We start from the raw sequence: 1,725 nt of genomic DNA on the forward strand, positions 1-1,725 counted from the left end.
ACCAGGCGTCCTACTGGATGACCACCGAGGCCCTGGCCGACTGGATCGCCACCCGCGGCTACACCGCCTGACGAACCCACCAACACCGAAGGGCCGACCCCCAACCGGGGGCCGGCCCTTCGGCGTCCGCGGCGGACCTCCGGCACCGACGCTCCCCCGACCGCCGGTGCCGGCCGCGCCCGCCCGCTCAGGCCGCGTAGCGGGCGGCGAGGTCGACGGTGCGCCGGGCGGCGGCCACCATCGCCCGGTCGGCGAAACGGCCGTCCGGCAGCACCACGGTCCCCGACTCCCGGGTCTGCGCCTCCGCCACCGCCGCCAGTAGTTCCTCGGCCCGGGCCACGTCCCGCTCGGCCGGGCGGAACGCGTCGGTGATCACCGGCAGTTGCCGGGGGTGGATGGCGGCCCGGCCGAGGAAGCCGAGACGCCGGCCGGCCGCACAGGAGGCGGCCAGCCCGGCGGAGTCGGCGAGGTTCACGTACACCGACATGGCCGGCGGGGGCAGGGCGGCCGCGCGGGCCGCGACCACCACCCGGCCGCGGGCCCAGGCCAGCCCGGCCTCGTCGGCGACATCGAGGTCGGAGCGGAGGTCGGCCTCCCCGAGACCGACCGAGGCGACCGCCGGGTGGGCGATGGCGATGGCGTACGCGGCCTCCACGCCGAGCGCCGACTCGATCAGCGGGTGCAGCGGGATGTCGACCCGGGCGGCCAGCGCGGCCACGCTCGCCGGCGACTCGACCTTGGGCAGCCGCAACCCGGCCAGCCCGGGCCGGCCGGCGATCGCGGCCAGGTCGGCGTCGACCTCCGGGCCGGTCAGCTCGTTGACCCGCACCTGCACCGGCACCGGGTGCGGTTCGGCGAGGAACTCGGCGACGGCCTCGCGGGCGTACGCCTTGCGGCCGGCGAGCACCGCGTCCTCCAGGTCGAGGATGACCGCGTCGGCGCCCGAGGCGACCGCCTTGGCGAACCGGTCCGGCCGGTCACCGGGCACGTAGAGCCAGGTGAGCAGCACTCAGATCACCCCCCTGGCGCGGAGTGCGGCCAACTCGGCGTCGGCGAGGCCGAGGGCGCGGAACACCTCGTCGGTGTCCTGGCCGTGGCGGCGGCCCGCGTGCCGGATCTCGCCGGGGGTGCCGGAGAGCCGGAACGGCACGTTCTGCATCCGGACCTCCCCCAGCTCCTCGTCGGGCACGGTGCGGACGGTGCCGAGCGCGGCGTACTGGGGGTCGGCGAGGATGTCCCGCACGTCGTAGACCGGGGCGACCGCCGCCTCGGCCGCCTCGAACGCGGCGACCACCTCGTCCCGACCCCGCTGGGCGACCCACGCGCTCACCGCGGCGTCCAGTTCGTCGGCGTGCGCGGCCCGACCGCTGCCGCTGGCGAACCACGGCTCGTCGACCAGCTCGGGACGGCCGACCAGCCGCATCACCCGCTCGGCGATGCTTTGCGCGCTGGTCGACACCGCCACCCAGCGCCCATCCGCGCAGCGGTACGTGTTGCGCGGGGCGTTGTTGCTGGACCGGTTGCCCAGCCGCGGCTGGACGTAACCAAGCTGGTCGTACCAGGTGATCTGCGGGCCGAGCATCGCCATGATCGGCTCGATGATGGCCAGGTCGACCACCTGCCCGGCGCCGGTGAGGTCGCGGGCGCGCAGCGCCAGCATGACCGCGTACGCGGTGGCCAGCGCGGTCACCGAGTCGGCCAACCCGAACGGGGGCAGGGTGGGCG

At 76.2% G+C, this 1,725-nt stretch carries 2 protein-coding genes; both read right to left on the reverse strand.

Annotation, left to right across the window (positions count from 1 at the left end):
- Nucleotides 1-187 precede the first annotated feature (187 nt).
- Entirely contained in the window at nt 188-1,009 is an 822-nt protein-coding gene (locus C1I99_RS31445; RefSeq protein WP_111137759.1) for an HpcH/HpaI aldolase/citrate lyase family protein, read from the reverse strand.
- Nucleotides 1,010-1,725 (reverse strand): CaiB/BaiF CoA transferase family protein (locus tag C1I99_RS31450; protein ID WP_199562468.1); only part of this gene is annotated, 716 nt, incomplete at its 5' end.

The organism is Micromonospora deserti (assembly GCF_003236335.1).
In the GTDB taxonomy this organism is placed as follows: domain Bacteria; phylum Actinomycetota; class Actinomycetes; order Mycobacteriales; family Micromonosporaceae; genus Micromonospora; species Micromonospora deserti.